Consider the following 15174-nt stretch of genomic DNA (forward strand, 5'->3'; position numbering starts at 1 on the left):
CCGTGTTGCTTGCGGCTAGCCGATCAGAACTCGTAACGCAGGGTCACGTTGGCGGCCCAACGCTGCGAGGGCGTGAAGCTCTCGTTGACCGGCAGCGCGGTCGGCGCGTAGTTGCCGTTGGCATCCAGGTACGGGCGGATGTCGTACTCGTACTTGCCGTTCTCCACGTCCGACACGTTGGCGAGCGTGCGCTCCAGCGGGAAGCTGGCGCGGTGCTCGACGCCCCAATCCTTGTTGAGCAGATTGAGGAAGTTGAAGATGTCGAGGCGGATCTCACCCTTGTGGCCTTCGCCGAAGCCCGGGATTTCCTGCGCGAACGACAGGTCGAGCTGGTTCACCCACGGGGCGCGGCCTTCGTTGCGGTCGAAGATGCCGCGCTGCTGGCGCACGAGCTGGTCGTTGTTCGCGATGTAGCGGAAGAACGAATCGATCGAGGCCTGGCTGGTCCCCTGCACGAACGTCACGTCGTCGCGGTTGACCGGGATGTAGGCCAGGTCGCGGAACGACGAGTCGCCGTTCACGTCGTTGCCGAACACCCAGCTGTACGGCGCGCCCGAGTGGCCGTCGTACAACGCCGAGAACTTCGTCTTGTATTCGCCGAAGTACGCGTGTTCCCACGCGAAGGTGGCGAGCAGGCGCTGCGGGATCGAGTAGTTCGACGTGGCCAGGTAGTCGTCGTTCGGGTTGATCCAGTCGCGGTTGCCGTAGGAGCTGCTGGCGACCGAGCTGGTGCCCGGGTTGACTTCCTTGGCATCGGACAGCGTGTACGACACCGACGCCGACCAGTCGTTCGCGAACGGCTTGCGCCACTGGAAGGTCAGGTTGTCGGCGTAACCCTTGTCGGTGTTGGTCAGCAGGATGTTCTGGCCGAACGACGGGTTGGCGTTGTCGCGCGCCGGGTTCGAACCGCTGGTGCCGGTGGTCGTGCCGTTCGGGTTGCGCTGGTAGGCCAGGCGGCCGTCAGGCAGCACGCCGGTCGGCGCACCGAGGTTGATGTTGTCGTACTTGATGCCCTTGATCGTGTCGATGTGCTGCGCTTCGACCGTGAACACCGAATCCAGGAACGGCAGCTGGTAGTCGTAGCCCAGCGTGTACTTGGCGACGGTCGGCAGCTGGAAGTCCGGATCGACGAGCGCGAGCGACATCGTCGAGCGGCCCAGGCCCGGGTCGGTCGCCGCGGCGCCCGGAGGCGTCTGCGTCGAACCATTCGGGTTGAACGGCAGGGTCGCGTCGAAGCCGATGTCGTAGGTCGACACGGCGACGCCGTTGTTCGAGAACGGGTTGCCGAGCCACACGGCCGGGGTGTTGGAAACGAACACGCCCGCGCCGCCGCGGATCTGCGACTTCTCGTCGATCATGAAGTTGAACGACGCACGCGGCTGGAAGACGTCGTTGCCGTCGATCGTGCCCTGGTTGCTGAAGCCGTAACCGCCGACCGCTGCATTCGCATTGCCCGGGTTGTTGCGCAGGCCGCAGGGACCCAGGTCGACTTCCGTCGCGCCCGTCACCGGATTGACCACGCCACCAGCCGGGAGGCCCGGAGCCGCGGCGAAGCACGGATTGAACGTCGGGGTGTCGTTGATCTGCGGGATGTCGTAGCGCAGGCCGTACTGCACGGACAGGCGATCGTTGACCTGCCAGGTGTCCTGCAGGAAGAAGCCGTACTGCTTGCTCGTCAGCACCGCGGCGACGTTGTTGAGGTCGTAACCCGGCGCCGGCGTGGCGAGCTGGTAACGGTTGTACGTGCCGTTGATGAAGTTCTGCAGGCCGTTGAACTCGTACGCGCCGTTGTAGTTCTGCAGGAACAGGTTGTAGAGCTCGTCGCTCTGGTAATCCAGGCCGCCCTTGATGACGTGGTCGCCGAGGTACCAGCTACCGGCGAAGTACGCGTTCCACGTCTTGACGTTCAGACGGTTGGCGTGGGTCGGCGGTTCGGTGCCGAGGAAGATGCCCGGGCCGCTGTTCGAGGTGCCGGTGCGCACGAGCACCGAAGGCTGGTGGCCGCCGAACATCGGGTCGCGGTCCTGGTTGAATTCGCTGTAGGCCACCGAGGTTTCGGTGCTGAAGCTGTCCGCCCAGTCGTCGTAGAAGCTCAGCGCGTAGGCGGTGGACTTCTTGTCGAGCGTGTACCAGTTCGACGACAGCGACAGGCGCGGCGAGGAACCGGTGACCGTGCCGTTGATGACGATCGGCTCGAATTCCTTCGTCTGGCTCAGGCGCAGGCTGGCGCGGTGCGCGTCGTTGATGTTCCAGTCCAGCTTGACCAGGCCACGCTTGGTGTCCATGTCCGGCGCCTGGCCGTTGTCGCCGGGCGTCATGCCCTTGGCGGTGGCGGTGGCGATGACGTTGTCGATGAAGTCCTGCGAGATGCCGGGGACCTTCAGCGTCGCGCTGGATTCGGCCGGGCCGGTGATCGAACCGATGCCGTCCTTCTTCTGCTTCTCGAGCGAGACGAAGAAGAACAGCTTGTCCTTCATGATCGGGCCGCCGAGCGTCAGGCCGAGCGTGCGGTCCTTGTCGTAGCCTTCCCAACCCTTGCCCGACGCGTTCTCGCCGATCATGCTCGCGGCGTTCTGGTACACGAAGTACGCCGAACCGTGCAGGTCGTTGGTGCCCGACTTGGTGACGGCGTTGATCGTCGCGCCGACGCCGCGGCGCGTGGCCACGTCGTAGTTGGCGGTCGAGATGTTGTATTCCTGGATCGCGTCCTGCGAGATCGGCGTGCCCTTGGTCGGCAGGCCGTTGTCGTTCAGGCCGAAGGGGTCACCGGCGTTGACGGTGTCGACGGTGATGCTGTTGTAGCGGAAGTTCTGGCCGTTGGCCGAGAACGCGCCGCGGTCGCGGTCGGTGATGACGACGCGGGGATCGGCGCGCACGACGTTCTGGATCGAACGGTCGGGGGCCGGCATGCGGTCCATGTCTTCGCGCGACAGACGCGTGGCGATGCCCTTGTTGTCGGGCTGGATGACCGAAGCGCCCGTCACCGTGACGGCGGCGAGTTCCTGCGGCGCGATCGAGAGGTCGACCTGCGAGACCTTGTCCAGGCCGAGGTAGACGTTCTGCTGCGACTTCGTGCCGGCATCGGCCTTGTTGACCGTCACCGTGTACGGGCCGCCGACGCGCAGGCCGCGCGCTGCGTAACGACCGTTCGCGTCGGTCACGGCCTTGCTGACGGTGCCCGATTCGGCGTGCACGATCGTCACTTCGGCGCCCGCGACGGGCTGGCCGGAACCATCGACAACGCGGCCGCCGACACCGGCGGACGTGCTCTGTGCGAACACGGGCGCGGCAGCGAGCGCCGCGATCAGCGCAACCGACAGCTTCGACAGCCGGACGCGATTTCGATCAGTCATCTTGGATCACCTTGGATGGGAGTGTTTTCGAACAGACGCAGCCTCACGCCCGCATGTCCGTATGCGTTGGCCTGAGACCGAACAATGGGTGTGTCCCCGCCCGCTGCGCTGCGCGCTTGGGCTAACGACAGTTTAACACCATAGGTCCCGCGGATGACCGGGAAATGACGGCTGCGGGACGGTGTCGGCGAGGCCCTGCCTCGCTGAATCCTTCAGGGAGCGCGGCCTGCGAAGGCCGCGCCGGGGGTCATGCCCCCGGGGAGATCGTGCTCGTCAGATAGGTCCCGAGCCCATCGAGGAACATCTGCACGGAGATCGCCACGAGCAGCATGCCCATCAGGCGTTCGACCGCGATCAGCACGCGCGTGCCGAGGAAGCGATAAAGCACGGTGGCCGAGAACAGGATCACGGCCGTGGCGCCCCACGCGATCATCAGGGCCAGGCTCCATTCGGCCAGGCGTTCGGGCTCGTTGCTGCCCATCAGCATCACCGCGGCCATGCCCGAAGGACCGGCGACCAGCGGGATCGCCATCGGCACGATGAAGGGTTCGCCGCCCGGCAGGTCGCCCATCAGGCCTTCGGGCGGCGGGAAGATCATGCGCAGGCCGATCAGGAAAAGCACGATGCCGCCGGCGATCGACACCGACTCCTGGCGCAGGTGCATCAGGTCGAGGGCGTACTTGCCGCCCCACAGGAACACCATCAGCACGCCCAGCGCGATCAGCAGTTCGCGCACGAGCACGATGCGCCGGCGCGCCGGTGCCAGCGGCTTGAGCAGCCCGAGGAAGACCGGGATGTTCCCGAGCGGATCGAGGATCAGGAACAGCAGCAGCGCGGCCGAGGCGATCGTCATTCGAGCGAACCGGTGGCGCCCTGCGCGATCTCGCCGTTGAATGCGGCGCCGCGCGGCGACAACAGTTCGACGCAGGCCTGCGCGGCGAACGCGGGATCGCGTGCATCGCGGTCCATGTCGTCGACGAAGGCCTTCGCACGCAAGCCCGTGCGCATCGGGCCCGGCTGCAGGCCGGCGACGCGGATGGGCGAGTTCGCGAGTTCCGCATGCAGCATCGACACCAGGCCGACGCGCGCATGTTGCGCCAGACCGTAGGCGCCCCAGTAGGCGCTCGACACGCGCTCCAGGTCGTCGACGATGAACACCACCGACGCATCCTTCGACTTGCGCAACACCGGCAGGCACGCCTGCGTGAGCCACGCCGGCGCGGTGACGTTGACGTGCATCGCGCGTGCGAACGCCGCCGGCTCGGTGTGTTCGACCGGCGTCAGCCCACGGAAATCGGCGGCGCAATGCAGGATGCCGTCGAGGTGCCCGTAGGCATCGTCGACGCGGTGCGCGAGTTCGGCGAAATCGTCCGGCGATGCGCCTTCCAGGTCGAGCGGATACAGCACGGGCGGTTTTGCGATCGCGGCGATCGCATCGTGCAGCTTTTCGAGCTGTCGCACGTTGCGGCCGAGCAGCACCACGGTGGCGCCGGCTTGCGCGCAGGCCTTGGAGGCTGCGCTGCCGAGCCCGCCAAGCGCGCCCGTTACCAGGACGATGCGCCCGGCGAGCGGGGCGTGGTCGGTGGGGAAACTCACGCCTTCTGCGCTTCGGCGATCATCCGCGCCAGTTCGCCGGCTTCGGCGAGCTCGCACGTGATGTCGCAACCGCCGATGAGCTCGCCGTTGATGAACAACTGCGGGAACGTCGGCCAATCCGAGTAACGCGGCAGGTTGGCGCGGATCTCCGGCTCTTCGAGCACGTTGACCGTGTGGAGCTCCGAATCCGAAGCGCCGGCCGTGCGCAGCGCCTGCACCGCGCGGCTGGAGAAGCCGCACATCGGGAACTGCGGGGTGCCTTTCATGAAGAGCACGATGGGATGGCCGGTGACTTCGGCCCGGATGCGCTCCTGGATGGGCACGGACTGCAGGGACATGGTGGCTCCGTAAAAGCGTTGACGCGACGTGGGGCTAGAATTGTAAGTCTTCACCGCCCCACAAGGAGTCCGTCATGGCGATCGAGCTGCCGCCCCTGCCCTACGACCGCACCGCGCTGGAACCCCACATCTCGGCCGAAACGCTGGATTACCACCATGGCAAGCACCACAAGGCCTACGTGGACAACCTCAACAAGCTGATCGCCGGCACCGAGTTCGAGTCGATGGACCTGGTGGAGATCGTGCGCAAGTCGCAAGGGGGCATGTTCAACAACGCCGCCCAGGTCTGGAACCACACCTTCTACTGGAACTGCATGAAGCCCGCCGGCGGCGGCGAGCCGCAGGGCAAGCTGGGCGACGCGATCGCCAAGGCCTTCGGCGACTTCGGCAAGTTCAAGGAACAGTTCTCCGACACCGCGGTCAAGACCTTCGGTTCGGGCTGGGCCTGGCTGGTGCAGCGCCCCGATGGTTCGCTTGCGCTGGCGAGCACGCCCAATGCTGCGACGCCGATCACCGGCGAAGACGTGCCGCTGCTGACGTGCGACGTGTGGGAACACGCGTATTACGTCGACTATCGCAACGCGCGCCCGAAGTACGTCGAAGCGTTCTGGAACCTGGTGAACTGGGATTTCGTTTCCAGCCAGATGCGCTGATCGCAGCGTAGCGACACGCTTTATCGCAGGGCCGCGATCACGGGTTCGACCTGGGATTCGCGGCCCAGCGTTTTTCCGACGCGCGCAAGCGTCTGCGCCAATTCCTGCGGCGTATTCGCCCGCAGGGTCGCGTGCCCCACCTTGCGGCCGGCGCGCGCTTGTTTGCCGTAGTCGTGCCAATGGCCGCCGGGTTCGGCGAGCACGGCATTGGCATCGGGCATCGTGCCGATCCAGTTGAGCATGCACGCCTCGCCCACCATGCGCGTGGCGCCGAGCGGCAGGCCGAGCACCGCGCGCAGATGGTTCTGGAACTGCGAGGTCTCGCTGCCTTCGATGGTCCAGTGACCGGAGTTGTGCACGCGCGGCGCGAGTTCGTTGGCCAGCAGTTCGCCGTCGCGGCAAAACAACTCGAGCGCAAAGACACCGACATAACCGAGTGCATCGGCCAGCGCGCGTGCATGCGCGAGTGCCTTGTCTTCCAGGGCCTGCGGCACCGGCGCGGGCGCCAGGCTCGCGGACAACACGCCGTCGACGTGCCAGTTCTGCGTCAGCGGCCACGCGCGGAATTCGCCGTCGCGGCCGCGCACGGCGACCACGCTCACTTCCTTGTCGAAGGCGACGAAGCCTTCGAGGATCAGGCCCACCGTGTGCGCCTGTCCGCCGAGTGCGTCCCACGCCGCATCGGCGTCGGCTGGCGACTTCAGGCGGAACTGGCCCTTGCCGTCGTAGCCCAGGCGGCGCGTCTTGAGGATGCACGGCGTGCCGATCGATGCGAGCGCGGCGTCGAGGCTGTCGCGCGAATCGATGGGCGCGAACGGCGGCACCGGGATGCCGAGTTCGCGGAACAGGGTTTTCTCCGCGAGACGATCCTGCGCGACCGCGAGCGCACCCGGGCTCGGGAACACGGGCACGCGTTCGGCGAGCCACTGCGCGGATTCGGCGGGGACGTTCTCGAAATCGAAGGTGGCCACGTCGATCTTCGACGCGAACTCGGTGAGCGCGCGTTCGTCGCGCCAGTCGCCGACGATCATCGGCGCGAACTGCCCGGCGCACGCGTCGGCGACGGTATCCATCACGAGGAAGCGCAGGCCGAGCGGCGCGCCGGAAAGAGCGAGCATGCGGGCCAGCTGGCCGCCGCCGAGGATGCCTACGGTCGTCATCAACTTATTTTCGCGGATCGTCGTTGTTGGCGACGTCGTCGGTCTGGCGCGCGCGGAACTGCGCGAGTGCTTCGCCGATGGCCGGGTGCGTGGCGGACAACATCGCGGCGGCGAACAGGGCGGCGTTCGACGCGCCTGCGTTGCCGATGGCGAAGGTGGCCACCGGAATGCCGGCTGGCATCTGCACGATCGACAGCAAGGAATCCATGCCGTTGAGCGCCTTGCTCTGGACGGGCACGCCGAGCACCGGCACCGCGGTCTTGGAGGCCAGCATGCCGGGCAGGTGCGCGGCACCGCCGGCGCCGGCGATGATCGCGCGCAGCCCGCGTTGCTGCGCCGTGGCGGCGTAGTCGAACAACACGTCCGGCGTGCGATGCGCGGAAACAACGCGCACTTCGTGCGGCACGCCCAGCGCTTCGAGCTTCTGGGCCGCGTGTTGCATCGTCTCCCAGTCCGAGCGCGAGCCCATGACGATGCCAACCAGCGGCGCGGCGTTGCCCGCGTCTTCCTTTGAGGCCATGGCGTTCCCGTGCGGCTGGCGCCTTCTGCGAAGGGGGGTATTCTAGCGGGCCTTCCGTTGCCCTGCCCCGCGCGTGCCCATGGATCGCAAGTTGCTCGACATCCTCGCCTGCCCCGCCACGCGCCAGCCGCTGTCGATGCTCGAAGCGCGCGGCCTGGCGGCGCTGAATGCCGCGATCGCGCAGGGCGGCATCCAGCGCGCCGACGGCCAGCCGCAGGCCCAGGCCCTGCGCGAAGCGCTCATCACCCGCGACCGCAAGCTGGTCTACCGCATCGACGACGGCATTCCGGTGCTGTTGGCCGACGAGTCGATCGCCGCGGGCCAGGTGCCCGACTTCCCGCCGGCATGAGCGACCTGATGCCGCCACCGGACTCGATCGTCGCCGCCGACGTCGCGCGCGCCCTCGAAGAAGACCTCGGCACCGGCGACGTCACCGCCGCCCTGCTCCCCGACATCCGCGACACCGCCTACCTGCTCTGCAAGGAATCGGCGGTGATCTGCGGGCGGCCGTGGTTCGATGCCTGCCATCGCGCGCTGTATCCGGAAGTCGCCATCGCCTGGCACGTCGCCGAGGGCGACCGCGTGCGCGCCGGCACGGTGGTCGCCACGCTCGAGGGCCGCGCACGCGCGCTGGTGTCGGCCGAACGCGCCGCGCTCAATTTCCTGCAGACGCTCAGCGGCACGGCGACGGTCACGGCCGATTACGTCGCCGCCGTCGCAGGCACGCGCGCGAAGATCCTCGACACGCGCAAGACGATCCCCGGCCTGCGCGTGGCGCAGAAGTACGCGGTGCGCGTCGGTGGCGGCGTGAACCATCGCATGGGCCTGTTCGATGCGGTGATGCTCAAGGAAAACCACGTGCGCGCCGCGGGCTCGTTGACCGCCGCGATCCGCAATGCGCGCACCGCGCAACCGGCCTTGCCGCTGATCGTGGAAGTGGAAACGCTCGATCAACTGGATGAAGCGCTGCGCGAAGGTTGCGAGCGCATCCTGATCGACGAATTCGACGCCGACATGCGCCGCGAAGCGGTGCGTCGTGCGGCGGGGCGCATTCCGCTGGAAGTGTCGGGCGGCGTGGACCTGCACACCGTGCGCGAGATCGCGCAGGACGGCGTGGATTGCATCTCGATCGGCGGACTGACCAAGCACGTCCGCGCGATCGACCTGTCGATGAAGCTGGGACGGCGCGGCTGAACCGTCAGCGGAACGCGAACACCAGCACCGCCGCGGCCACCACCGCGATTCCCGCGATCAGCACCCACATCCGGTTCGGTGTCGATGCGTCGTGCGCGTGTTCTTCGTGGTGCGCCTCGGCCATGCCTGGGGCCATCAGGCGGAAGCGCAGCGTGTCGAAACCGATCTCGTCGCCGACCCGCGCTTCGCCGCGCAGCACGCGCTTGCCGTTGAGGAAGCTGCCGTTGGTCGAACCGAGGTCTTCGAGCAGCACGCCGTCGTCGGTGGGCAGCAGGCGCGCATGCGTGCGCGACAGGCCGGGTTCGTCCAGGCACAGGTTGCATTCGTCGGCACGGCCGACCGTGGTGCTGCCGTGCAGCGGATACGAGCGGCCGAAGGCTTCGCCGGAAACGCCGCGCAGGACATAGCGCGGCAACACCGGGCGCACGGCCGTCGCACCCGGATCGTCGTTCGCCGATTCGGGCAGGCGGCCGGGGATGCCGGCGCGATGGCGCACCGCGGCCGGCGCTTCCATCGAAGAGAGTTTGGCTTCCACACCGTCGAAGGCGACGCTGTCGCCGGGGCGCAGCGAGATCAGCCCGTCGACCTGGCGGCCGTTGACCGAAACGGTGGTGCCGGGCGGCACGTCGAGCATCACGCCGCTGGGCGTGACGTGCAGTTGGCAATGCTGCGGGCGCACGCCGGGCCGATCGAGCACGATGGTGCCCTGCGGATCGGAGCCCACGCGGTTGACACCGGGACCGAGCAACACCTGTGGGTGTTCGCCGCCTGGAAAGACGAGTTTCATGCGCGTGGCTCCGTCGCGTCCTGCGTATAGCGTCAAGGAATTCCCCCGCCGGCGCCCTTGCAGGGCCGCCAGCGCGCCGTCACATTAGGTGGATGGGAAGTCTACTGGTTGTGATGATCGTCGCAGGCCTCGCCTTCGCGTACTGGAGCGCGGGGCGCGCGGCCGCCGAACGCGCCGAAGCGCTCGGGCGCGACGCGTGCAGTGCCGCGGGCGTGCAATGGCTGGACCAGTCGGTGCATGCCGCGGGCCTGCGCCTGCAGCGTGGCGACGACGGATGGCTCGGGTTCGAGCGCACGTTCCGTTTCGAGTATTCCTACGATGGCAGCGACCGGCACATCGGCCGCCTGGTGTTGCGCAAGGGCCGGCTGGTGTCGTTCGCCGGGCCCGTGCGGGCGGCGAACGTCATCCAGTTGCACTGAGTCTTACTTGATCACGCGCAGGTGCCCGCGACGCGGCGGTGTTCCGCTGGTCTCGGGCGAGGTGTCGGCCGGTGGCGTGGGTTCGTCGTGCGGGCCCGAGGGATCGTCCGGCAGCGCCATGCCCTGCCCGGTTTCGCGCGCGTAGATCGCGAGCACGGCGGGGATCGGCACGATCACCGGATGGCTCACGCCACCGAAGCGCGCGGTGAAGGTCACCGCATCGTTGTCGATCATCAGGCGCGCGACCGCACGCTCGGCGATGTTGAGCACGACCTTGCCATCGCTCACCGATTGCGGCGGCACCTGCACGCCGGCGCGCGTGGCATCCACGAGCAGGTGCGGCGTCATGCCGTTGTCGGCGATCCATTCGTTGAGCGCGCGCAGCAGGTACGGACGATGGCTGGTCATCGAAGGGCCGGTGTCGCCGGTGCCGCTGTTACCGGAATGGTCGTCTTCCATGGATCGAGTCTAGCCGCTCCGAACGGCCTCATGCCGGGACGACGCGCAACTTCCTTTCCTGGTCGGTGAGGCTGCGCAAGAACCCGGGATTCCGGAAGATGCGGTTGCCGTAGTCCTCGATCACCTTGCCGTCCTTCGGCAGCGGGATGTCGAGCGCTTCCAGGCGCCAGATGATCGGCGCCATCGCGCAGTCGGCGAGGCTCATTTCCGGATTCAGGAAGAACTTGCTGGCCTTGAACAGCGGCACCGAGGCGGTGAGCAGTTCCTTCAGGCGCTTGCGGCCGGCTTCGGCCTGCTGGCGGTTGCCCAGCTGGATGGCCTGCACCTGCGGGACCCAGTCATGTTCGAGGCGAAGCATCGCCAGGCGCAGGCGGGCGCGCGAGAGCGGGTCGACGGGCATCAGCGGCGGATGCGGATAGCGCTCGTCGAGGTATTCGGTGACCACCGACGCTGCGTACAGCACCAGCTCGCGCTCGACCAGGGTCGGCACCGAGTGGTACGGGTTGAGGTCGATCAGGTCTTCGGGTGGATTCTGCGGATCGACCGGGATCAGGTCGTAGGTGACGCCTTTGGCCGCCAGCACCAGGCGCACGCGGTGGCACAGCACGTCGTCGGTCGACGAGAACAACGTCAGGGCATTACGCATACGCGGGCTCGCGGCCATCATCGATCTCTCCATCGATCGCAGCGCCGATCGCGGACGGAACCCTGCAAGGCTTCCCGACCATCGGCTTGGCGCCGCCCACCCCTTGCGGGCGGTCGCCACGACTTCCCGAGCCTAGCGCCGCTTCCGGAAAAAGTCGCCACCCCTGGCGCCAACTTCCGGTGGCCGAATCGGTGCCTGCCCTCCCGGGCATGCGTCCCGACCCGGCCCGCGTACGCTTAGTGCACGTCCTTCCAGTATTCCTTCTTGACCAAATACGCGAGGAACGTGAAAGCCGCAAGGAACAGGATCACCCACACGCCTAGGCTCTGGCGCTTGAGGGCGGCCGGTTCGCCGGCGTACTCGAGGAAAGCGGAGATATCGCGCACGCTCTGGTCGTACTGCTCGGCGGTCTGCGTGCCGGGCGAGCGCAGTTCCAGGCGCTCGACGTGCGTTTCGCCGGCGGCGTCGGGCTTGGTGAGCACGGCGTGCTGCAGGCCCTGCATTTCCCACAGCGGGTTGGGCATGGACACGTTCGGGAAGAGCGTGTTGTTCCAGCCGACCGGGCGGGTCTCGTCGAGGTAGAAGGACTTCAGGTACGTGTAGATCCAGTCGGTGCCGCGGACGCGCGCGATGAGGCTCAGGTCCGGCGGCATCTTGCCGAAGGCCTGCTGCGCGTGTTCCGGCGTCATCGACGTGCCGATCGTCTCGCCCACCTTGACGCCGGTGAGGTTGAGGTTGGCCTGCACCTCGTCCTCGCTCAGGCCGAGGTCTTCGGCCATGCGCGAGTAACGCAGGTACTTCAGCGAATGGCAGCCGCTGCAGTAGTTGATGTACAGCTGCGCGCCGCGCTGGAGCGAAGCGCGATCGTCGAGGCGTGCGCCCGACTGCTGCAGGTTGCCGCCTTCGCTGGCGAAGGCGAGCGATGCGGTGAGCAGGCCTGCGGCGAGGACCGCGGCCTTGCCGGCGCGGACGAAGAAGTTAGTCATGCATCGTCACCCGTTCCGGCACCGGCTTGGTCCGATCCAGTTTCGTCCAGATCGGCATCGTGATGAAGAATACGAAGTAGAGGAACGTCAGCACGCGGCCGATGATCGTCTCGGCCGGGTCCGTGCCCGGGCCACCGCCGATCTTGCCGAGCCACACGAAGCACACGGCGAACATCAGCAGCATCGCCCACGACAGCTTGCCGCGGTAGCGATAGGACTTGACCGGCGACTTGTCGAGCCACGGCACCAGGAACAGCACGGCGATGGCGGCGAACATCACCAACACGCCCCACAGCTTGATGGCGAAGAACGACGGGATCACGCGCAACATCGCGTAGTACGGGGTGAAGTACCACGTCGGCTTGATGTGCTCCGGCGTCACCAGGCGGTTGGCCTCGGTGAAGTTGTCGTGCTCCAGGAACAGGCCGCCGAAGGTGGGCGCGAAGAAGATGATGAAGGCCGCCAGGATCAGGAAGAACGCGACGCCGAACAGATCCTTGCCCGTCGTGTAGTACGGGTGGAACGGGATGCCGTCGGCCGGCGCGGTGGTCGACCAGCGGTTGCCCTTCGGGCCCTTCTTGATGTCGACGCCGTCGGGGTTGTTCGAACCCACTTCATGCAGCGCGCCCAGGTGCAGCACGACGAGCAGCAGCAGCACCAGCGGCAGCGCGATGACGTGCAGCGCGAAGAAGCGGTTGAGCGTGGCGTCGCCGGGCAGGTAGTCGCCCATGATCCATTCGGTCAGGCCGTTGCCGATGACCGGGATCGCGCCGAAGAGCGAGATGATCACCTTCGCGCCCCAGAACGACATCTGGCCCCACGGCAGCACGTAGCCCATGAAGGCTTCGGCCATCAGCACCAGGTACAGCACCATGCCGATGACCCACACCAGTTCGCGGGGCTTCTGATAGGAGCCGTACATCAGGCCGCGGAACATGTGCAGGTAGACGACGATGAAGAACAGCGAGGCGCCGGTGGAATGCATGTACCGGATCAGCCAGCCCCACTCCACGTCGCGCATGATGTATTCGACCGACGAGAACGCTTCGGCCGCGGAGGGCTTGAAGTGCATCGTCAGGAAGATGCCGGTCAGGATCTGGTTGACCAGCACGACGATCGCGAGCGAACCGAAGTAGTACCAGACGTTGAAGTTCTTCGGCGCGTAGTACTCGGTCATGTGCTTGCGGTACACCGGCATCATGCCGGGCGCGCGCGCGTTGACCCAGTCCATCACGTTGGTCGTGGTCCGCGTCAGGAAATTGGCCATGGCTTATGCCGCTCCCTTCGGGTCGACGCCGATCACGATCGACGTGTCGCTTTCGTAGTGGTGCGGCGGCACGAGCAGGTTGATCGGCGCGGGCACGCCGTCGAACACGCGGCCGGCCATGTCGAAGCGCGACTTGTGGCACGGGCAGAAGTAACCGCCCTTCCATTCCGGATCGAACGGCTCGGGCTTGATCTCGGCCTTCATTTCCGGCGAGCAGCCCAGGTGCGTGCACAGGCCCACCAGCACGGAGATCGCCGGCTTGATCGAACGCAACTCGTTGCGCGCGTACGTCGGCTGCTGGTCGAGGTTGTCGGACTTGGGATCGCGCAGGCGCGGATCGAGCGTCGGCAGCACGTCGAGCATCTGCTTGGAACGCTTCACGATCCAGATCGGCTGGCCGCGCCACTCGAGCACCATGCGCGTGCCTTCGGCCAGCGCGCTGATGTCGGCGGTCACCGGGGCGCCGGCGAGCTTGGCGCGCGCGCTCGGGTTCCAGGACTTGATGAAGGGCACGGCAGCGAAGCCGACACCGACCGCACCGACCACGGCCGTGGTGGCGGTCAGGAACCGGCGACGGCCCTGGTTGACGGGTTCCCCGTCGTGGACATGAGCGGGATCGTTGACCCCTACCCCAACATTGGCCATCCGACACTCCGCAGTAAGGCGCTGAACCGAAGCGCTGGTCCGCCCCGCGCACTTGTGCGTGGAGGCGGCCAACAAAGACGGGGAAGTGTAACGGAACGCTTAATCGGCCGACAATCGTATGGCGCGACCGGGCGAGCGCCGGCCGTACCGCCGGCGGATTACTTGGTGGCCAGCGCGTTGCTGGCGATGGCGCCGCGGTAGCGGTCGGCCAGCACCGAGACGCGCTCGACGTAGCGGCGGGTCTCGCTGTACGGCGGAACGCCGCGATATTTGTCGACCGCGCCCTCGCCTGCGTTGTAGCCGGCCGCGGCAAGGCTGAGATCGCCCTTGAAGCGCTTGAGCAGGAAGGCGAGGTACTGCACGCCGCCGGAGATGTTCTGGGTGGCGTCGAAGGCATTGCCCACGCCGAAACGGCGGGCGGTGGCAGGCATCAGCTGCATCAGGCCCTGCGCGCCCACGCGCGAGAGCGCATTGGGGTTGTAGGCCGACTCGGCGTGGATGATCGCGCGCACGATCGCTTCGTCCACGCCATGAAGCTTGGCGGCCGCGCGGATCTCGGCGGCATAGGCGTCGGTATTGAGGCGCAACGTGTTGAAGTTGACGCCGGGACGCGCGGCGCAGGCGTAGCACGTCTCCATGAAGCTGTAGCGGATCGTGCGCAGCGCGGTGGCGCCCGCGACGCCCTTCGGCGGCTTGCTCGTGTAATGGCGCACGCCGTCCTGGATGTACGAATACACCTGGCCCTGCACCAGGCGCGGCGCCTGGTAAGGCTTCAGCGCGGGGGCGGAAGGTGCCGGCGTCGGCGCGACGGCGTCGTTCGAGACGGTTTCGGTGATCGGCGAACCGGCGACATTGCTCGCCGTCGTGGTGCTGCCCACCGCGGCGGCGCGCGGTGCGGCGGGCGCGGGCGTGGCCTTCGCATAGCTGATGACGGTGCACTTGGCGCCGGGGATGCGCTTGCCGACGTAGCTGCGCGCGCCGTCGGCGCCATCGCAACGATAGAGCGTGCCCGCGACTGCCGGCATCGCCGCGGAGGCGGCGACGACAAGCACGAGGGCGGCCAGGCCGCGCGAGAATCCCCATCCCCTGATCATGGCCGGCATGCTGCCCTCAATCGTGAGGCTTGACAAGTTCTTGATTCATATGAACAG

At 67.1% G+C, this 15174-nt stretch carries 17 protein-coding genes; 4 read left to right on the forward strand and 13 right to left on the reverse strand.

Translation table 11 applies throughout. The annotated features are described in order from the left end of the window. Positions 1 to 23: 23 nt before the first annotated feature. The 4 genes from AC1DOM_RS04110 to grxD form a co-directional block, all read right to left on the reverse strand. On the reverse strand, positions 24 to 3353 hold the full coding sequence (locus AC1DOM_RS04110; protein WP_498960518.1) for a TonB-dependent receptor: 3330 nt from the start codon (positions 3351 to 3353) through the stop codon (positions 24 to 26). A 247-nt stretch (positions 3354 to 3600) separates the two neighbouring features. Next, complete coding sequence (locus AC1DOM_RS04115) at positions 3601 to 4206, reverse strand: YhgN family NAAT transporter (RefSeq protein WP_498960520.1); 606 nt, start codon at positions 4204 to 4206, stop codon at positions 3601 to 3603. Beyond that, entirely contained in the window at positions 4203 to 4949 is a 747-nt protein-coding gene (locus AC1DOM_RS04120; RefSeq protein WP_498960521.1) for an SDR family NAD(P)-dependent oxidoreductase, read from the reverse strand. Before AC1DOM_RS04120 ends, AC1DOM_RS04115 begins: the two co-directional genes overlap by 4 nt. Further along, positions 4946 to 5272: a Grx4 family monothiol glutaredoxin gene (grxD, locus tag AC1DOM_RS04125; RefSeq protein ID WP_498961255.1), complete on the reverse strand. Its 327-nt coding sequence runs from the start codon at positions 5270 to 5272 to the stop codon at positions 4946 to 4948. Before grxD ends, AC1DOM_RS04120 begins: the two co-directional genes overlap by 4 nt. Before the next feature lie 89 nt (positions 5273 to 5361). Here grxD and AC1DOM_RS04130 point away from each other — a divergent pair, with 89 nt between their 5' ends. After that, on the forward strand, positions 5362 to 5940 hold the full coding sequence (locus AC1DOM_RS04130; protein ID WP_498960523.1) for a superoxide dismutase: 579 nt from the start codon (positions 5362 to 5364) through the stop codon (positions 5938 to 5940). 20 nt (positions 5941 to 5960) lie between these two features. Here AC1DOM_RS04130 and AC1DOM_RS04135 read toward each other — a convergent pair whose 3' ends face one another. After that, positions 5961 to 7100 carry a 5-(carboxyamino)imidazole ribonucleotide synthase gene (locus AC1DOM_RS04135; RefSeq protein WP_498960525.1) on the reverse strand — a complete coding sequence of 380 codons (1140 nt, stop codon included), beginning with the start codon at positions 7098 to 7100 and terminating at the stop codon, positions 5961 to 5963. A gap of 4 nt (positions 7101 to 7104) precedes the next feature. Next, positions 7105 to 7620, reverse strand: a complete 516-nt coding sequence (gene purE, locus AC1DOM_RS04140) for a 5-(carboxyamino)imidazole ribonucleotide mutase (protein ID WP_498960527.1) — start codon at positions 7618 to 7620, stop codon at positions 7105 to 7107. Positions 7621 to 7699: 79 nt separating this feature from the next. On the opposite strand from purE, the gene AC1DOM_RS04145 reads away from it, so the two are divergent. Beyond that, positions 7700 to 7969: a Trm112 family protein gene (locus tag AC1DOM_RS04145; RefSeq protein ID WP_498960529.1), complete on the forward strand. Its 270-nt coding sequence runs from the start codon at positions 7700 to 7702 to the stop codon at positions 7967 to 7969. Further along, positions 7966 to 8814 (forward strand): carboxylating nicotinate-nucleotide diphosphorylase, encoded by an 849-nt coding sequence (gene nadC / locus AC1DOM_RS04150; protein ID WP_498960531.1) that lies wholly within the window; start codon positions 7966 to 7968, stop codon positions 8812 to 8814. The genes AC1DOM_RS04145 and nadC overlap by 4 nt, the downstream gene beginning before the upstream one ends. A 4-nt stretch (positions 8815 to 8818) precedes the next feature. Here nadC and AC1DOM_RS04155 read toward each other — a convergent pair whose 3' ends face one another. Continuing rightward, a complete protein-coding gene (locus AC1DOM_RS04155) occupies positions 8819 to 9601 on the reverse strand; it encodes an FHA domain-containing protein (RefSeq protein WP_498960532.1) in 783 nt (260 codons plus the stop codon). Between the two features lie 92 nt (positions 9602 to 9693). Between AC1DOM_RS04155 and AC1DOM_RS04160 the strand changes: the two genes are divergently transcribed. Then, positions 9694 to 10020 (forward strand): DUF3301 domain-containing protein, encoded by a 327-nt coding sequence (locus AC1DOM_RS04160; protein ID WP_498960534.1) that lies wholly within the window; start codon positions 9694 to 9696, stop codon positions 10018 to 10020. A 3-nt stretch (positions 10021 to 10023) separates the two neighbouring features. Here AC1DOM_RS04160 and AC1DOM_RS04165 read toward each other — a convergent pair whose 3' ends face one another. The 6 genes from AC1DOM_RS04165 to AC1DOM_RS04190 form a co-directional block, all read right to left on the reverse strand. Then, positions 10024 to 10479, reverse strand: a complete 456-nt coding sequence (locus tag AC1DOM_RS04165; RefSeq protein ID WP_498960536.1) for a ClpXP protease specificity-enhancing factor — start codon at positions 10477 to 10479, stop codon at positions 10024 to 10026. A 28-nt stretch (positions 10480 to 10507) separates the two neighbouring features. Then, on the reverse strand, positions 10508 to 11143 hold the full coding sequence (locus tag AC1DOM_RS04170; RefSeq protein WP_498961257.1) for a glutathione S-transferase N-terminal domain-containing protein: 636 nt from the start codon (positions 11141 to 11143) through the stop codon (positions 10508 to 10510). Positions 11144 to 11361: 218 nt separating this feature from the next. After that, complete coding sequence (locus tag AC1DOM_RS04175) at positions 11362 to 12111, reverse strand: cytochrome c1 (RefSeq protein ID WP_498960538.1); 750 nt, start codon at positions 12109 to 12111, stop codon at positions 11362 to 11364. Then, positions 12104 to 13378 (reverse strand): cytochrome b, encoded by a 1275-nt coding sequence (locus tag AC1DOM_RS04180; RefSeq protein ID WP_498960540.1) that lies wholly within the window; start codon positions 13376 to 13378, stop codon positions 12104 to 12106. Before AC1DOM_RS04180 ends, AC1DOM_RS04175 begins: the two co-directional genes overlap by 8 nt. A 3-nt stretch (positions 13379 to 13381) precedes the next feature. Next, positions 13382 to 14023 carry a ubiquinol-cytochrome c reductase iron-sulfur subunit gene (gene petA / locus AC1DOM_RS04185; RefSeq protein ID WP_498960542.1) on the reverse strand — a complete coding sequence of 214 codons (642 nt, stop codon included), beginning with the start codon at positions 14021 to 14023 and terminating at the stop codon, positions 13382 to 13384. Positions 14024 to 14181: 158 nt separating this feature from the next. Further along, on the reverse strand, positions 14182 to 15117 hold the full coding sequence (locus AC1DOM_RS04190) for a lytic transglycosylase domain-containing protein (protein ID WP_498961259.1): 936 nt from the start codon (positions 15115 to 15117) through the stop codon (positions 14182 to 14184). Positions 15118 to 15174: the final 57 nt, after the last annotated feature.

It is taken from the genome of Lysobacter sp. P5_B12, from assembly GCF_056400425.1.

Coding starts and splice junctions, on each gene's coding strand:
- AC1DOM_RS04110 (WP_498960518.1), bottom strand. CDS start 3,353: ATGACTGATCGAAATCGCGTCCGGCTGTCGAAGCTGTCGGTTGCGCTG.
- AC1DOM_RS04115 (WP_498960520.1), bottom strand. CDS start 4,206: ATGACGATCGCCTCGGCCGCGCTGCTGCTGTTCCTGATCCTCGATCCG.
- AC1DOM_RS04130 (WP_498960523.1), top strand. CDS start 5,362: ATGGCGATCGAGCTGCCGCCCCTGCCCTACGACCGCACCGCGCTGGAA.
- AC1DOM_RS04135 (WP_498960525.1), bottom strand. CDS start 7,100: ATGACGACCGTAGGCATCCTCGGCGGCGGCCAGCTGGCCCGCATGCTC.
- purE (WP_498960527.1), bottom strand. CDS start 7,620: ATGGCCTCAAAGGAAGACGCGGGCAACGCCGCGCCGCTGGTTGGCATC.
- AC1DOM_RS04145 (WP_498960529.1), top strand. CDS start 7,700: ATGGATCGCAAGTTGCTCGACATCCTCGCCTGCCCCGCCACGCGCCAG.
- nadC (WP_498960531.1), top strand. CDS start 7,966: ATGAGCGACCTGATGCCGCCACCGGACTCGATCGTCGCCGCCGACGTC.
- AC1DOM_RS04155 (WP_498960532.1), bottom strand. CDS start 9,601: ATGAAACTCGTCTTTCCAGGCGGCGAACACCCACAGGTGTTGCTCGGT.
- AC1DOM_RS04160 (WP_498960534.1), top strand. CDS start 9,694: ATGGGAAGTCTACTGGTTGTGATGATCGTCGCAGGCCTCGCCTTCGCG.
- AC1DOM_RS04165 (WP_498960536.1), bottom strand. CDS start 10,479: ATGGAAGACGACCATTCCGGTAACAGCGGCACCGGCGACACCGGCCCT.
- AC1DOM_RS04170 (WP_498961257.1), bottom strand. CDS start 11,143: ATGGCCGCGAGCCCGCGTATGCGTAATGCCCTGACGTTGTTCTCGTCG.
- AC1DOM_RS04175 (WP_498960538.1), bottom strand. CDS start 12,111: ATGACTAACTTCTTCGTCCGCGCCGGCAAGGCCGCGGTCCTCGCCGCA.
- AC1DOM_RS04180 (WP_498960540.1), bottom strand. CDS start 13,378: ATGGCCAATTTCCTGACGCGGACCACGACCAACGTGATGGACTGGGTC.
- petA (WP_498960542.1), bottom strand. CDS start 14,023: ATGGCCAATGTTGGGGTAGGGGTCAACGATCCCGCTCATGTCCACGAC.
- AC1DOM_RS04190 (WP_498961259.1), bottom strand. CDS start 15,117: ATGATCAGGGGATGGGGATTCTCGCGCGGCCTGGCCGCCCTCGTGCTT.